Origin of the sequence: Mesotoga sp. HF07.pep.5.2.highcov (assembly GCF_003666285.1) — a bacterium.
Lineage (GTDB): Bacteria > Thermotogota > Thermotogae > Petrotogales > Kosmotogaceae > Mesotoga > Mesotoga prima.
On record NZ_JFHJ01000120.1, the window covers coordinates 1 to 3,205 of the forward strand.

General features: G+C 48.8%; 2 protein-coding genes. One reads left to right on the forward strand and one right to left on the reverse strand.

The features are described from left to right. The first annotated feature begins 69 nt into the window (after nucleotides 1–69). Nucleotides 70–1,287, forward strand: a complete 1,218-nt coding sequence (locus BG32_RS01955; RefSeq protein ID WP_099772517.1) for an MFS transporter — start codon at nucleotides 70–72, stop codon at nucleotides 1,285–1,287. Between the two features lie 89 nt (nucleotides 1,288–1,376). Here the strand turns inward: BG32_RS01955 and BG32_RS01960 are convergent, their stop codons facing one another. After that, nucleotides 1,377–2,882, reverse strand: a complete 1,506-nt coding sequence (locus BG32_RS01960; RefSeq protein WP_099772516.1) for a bifunctional UDP-sugar hydrolase/5'-nucleotidase — start codon at nucleotides 2,880–2,882, stop codon at nucleotides 1,377–1,379. Nucleotides 2,883–3,205: the final 323 nt, after the last annotated feature.

Below are 3,205 nucleotides of genomic sequence, written 5' to 3' on the forward strand. Positions count from 1 at the left end.
TGTAGAAATCTCAAAATACCGAAGAGAGGGTGGCCGGGGAGCCACCCTTTTTGTTTAGGAGATGATCTCATGAGGGAGAAGATGAATCGAAACATCTCAGTTTACTACCGTTTCAAGTTTTCACAGAACATGCTCATCATTGGTCCGGTTCTTGTTCCTTATATGCTTTTCAAGGGGCTGAGTTATTCGGAGATGATGTTCCTGCAGTCGATCTCGGCAGTGGCAGTTGTTCTCTTCGAAGTGCCGACCGGTTCGATAGCCGACAGGGTTTCAAGAAAGTTCTCCCTCGTGATTTCATCGGTAATAACGGCCTTCGGACTGTCTCTGTATATTGTCTGCGAAAGCTTTCTGGCCTTTGCCCTTGCAGAGCTGCTCTTTGGGCTTGGAATGACTTTCAGCTCAGGTGCGGACTCGGCTATACTTTTCGAGAGTCTTTCAAGAATGGAAAGAGAGAAGGAATACAGCAAGATAGAAGCGAAGGCCATGTCAAATATCTTCGTAGGTCAGGCCGTTGGATCGATAGCAAGCGGGCTTCTATATTCAGTTTCACCTTACATTCCCTTCTGGATATCTCTGGGGATGCTGTTTCTATCGAGCGGCTATTCCCTCTTCTTCACAGAGCCTGACCATGGAGAAAGATCAAGAGAGTCGTATCTGGTTCACGTTGCTAGGTCTTTCGGCGATGCCGTAAAGAAGCCGAGAGTCAGATGGGCCCTGTACTTCTCAGCGCTGATGGGAGTGATGCTGAGGGCAAGCTTCTGGCTGTATGAGCCGTACTTTAAACTTGTCAGGCTGGATATTGCCCTCTACGGGGTTGTCTTTGCCGGGTTCAACGTAGTTTGTGCGCTTTCGTCAAGGTATCTAATGAAGCTCTTCGAAAATGTCAGACCGAGAAAATCGCTGACATTCCTTGGGTTACTTATGGGAGGCGCGTATCTAATCCCTCTGATTCTTCTGAACGTCGGTTCGCTTGCATTTCTAGCGCTTGGTCAGATAGTCAGGGCTCTATACCAGCCCATCATGAGATTCTATATCAACAGGCAGATAGAAGATGCCTTCAGGGCGACGATAATCTCGATAGTGAGTCTAACCGCCAGCCTCTCCTTTGCAGTCTTTTCGCCGCTAATCGGGTTGGGGCTGGACAGGGCAGGCGCAATTTCCGTTTATCTAGTAATGGGGCTTGTTTCGGTCGGCGGATCACTGTTCCTCTGGAGAGTCAGGAATCTCCAGAAAAGGAAGAAGGCCGCGGCGGATAGAAAATCTGCGCTGGACGAGACAGTTAGTTAAACTGAAACGGGTCAGAAGTTCGGGAGATTATATTTCTTGCACAAGAGAAAACCCCCACCTGAGTGGGGGTTTGTACTTGCGGTTATCTATTACCTAATTCTTCCGTCAAGTCTGGCGCTTACCGGACTGTTGTTCTGCATGTATTCCTTGACTATCTTCTGTACATCCAGTCCAGTATCGGTGTATGGAAGCCCCGCAAAGAGATCCTTGTAACCGGGAGCGAAGAGGCCCTGATAATTCGTTGTGGCCACCAGATAGGTTGCCTCGGGATTCAGCAAAGCAAAGCTGTCCGGGCATTCCGGGTCTTCCTGGACCTCAATTGACGTCGCCTTTCCGTTGCTGATTATAAATCGCACACCGGAGACCTGAGAGAAGAACCCGGTACCGCTCTGGCTAACTGAATGGTTCAGAATCTTCTCAAGCGTTTCTCCCTTTACCTCGTAGACATAGATTGTGTTGACATAAGGAAGGGCGTTCTTCAGATCCTCGTAAACAGTCGATCCCGGTGCAATAGATGCCCTGAAGCTGCTCGAAGTAGAAAGGGCGACGTTTGCCCCTGATTTCTCTCTAATGATGTCCATCACGAAATTGCCTAGCACCGATTCTCCCGTGTTCACATTAGCTACAGATAGTTCGGTTTCAACATCCCCGATCCATTCGAACAGGTGAGCGAACTCAGGATCGCTTTCCAATTCGTATTGAAGTTTTTCTACCTTATCCGCAATGACTGGATCCTCTGGCATGGAATCATCCATGGGTATTAGCGACCCCGAGACGGATTTCTGACCGTCGGCTCCAAAGTAAACCACTACTTCCGCCGCATATGTCCCATACTGGTAAGGCGAAATGAAGTATGTTTCAGTTCCCTCGATCTTTGTAAGAGGGATCTTGAGATGGCTGTGTGTACCGAAGATCAGGTCTATGCCTTCGATCTCTCTTGCCAATTTCAGTGTCTCCTCGTACTCTGCATGTCCAATGAAAACGATAAGATCGACTCCCTCTGCCTCCATTTCGTCAACGATCTCACCCGCAGTCGTCATAAAATCTCCGAAAGTCGCTCCTTCGACGGGCCTCGCAGCTGGCTTGACAAGGCTATCGAAATCCGATCCTGCAAGAGCAAAGACACCGATTTTCTTGCCTTCAACTTCTAGGATCAAATACCTCTTCCCGAAGTACTGGAATACAGGTACTCCACTCGCATCGAGAACGTTGGCGCCAAGAATCGGATAAGTGACATTTTTCCATACTTCCTGAAAATCTGCCGGTCCGTATTCCGAGTCGTGATTGCCGTAAGCCATGGCATCGAAGATGTTGTTGAACCAGGGCATCTCTATGGCGTGGAACTTGTCGGACCACGCAGGGGTCCCGAGGTTTATCATGTCTCCGCCGCCAAAAACGAGAGTGTCTTCATCGCCGGCTTTCTCTTTCAGAAAAGCGATTATCTTGGCAATCCCCCCGAACCCGTGTTGTCCCTCAGAATAGAAGGGAAGTGCGTGGGAGTGATAATCGGTTACGAGATACATCTTGATGGTCGTTGAGAACGAAAGGATTGAAAGAAGCAAAACAACCAGTAAAAGGAATTTACCCTTTTTCACTGTCAACACCTCCTCGTGGTAGTCAAGCCAATTCTAGCACCGTTAGGTTAAGTCAAATTTCTCCAGGTAAATATATTGCCTTAAAGATTGATGAGGCAAAGGGCATCGCTGGAAGTAAGGCTCGCTAGCGCGCGGAAGTGATGTTACTACAATCAGACGCAAAGCGCCGAAAAAGATCGGCGGTCGCGCAATGCCGGTAAAGATCGTGCCGGGACGCAATGCACTGAAGACCATCAGTTGACGCAATACTGCCTTCGGCAGGAAGCCTTCTCAGGTTCACCATCAAAGGTTCTCCGAGAAAAATACCGGTTCTTCGTTCCGAC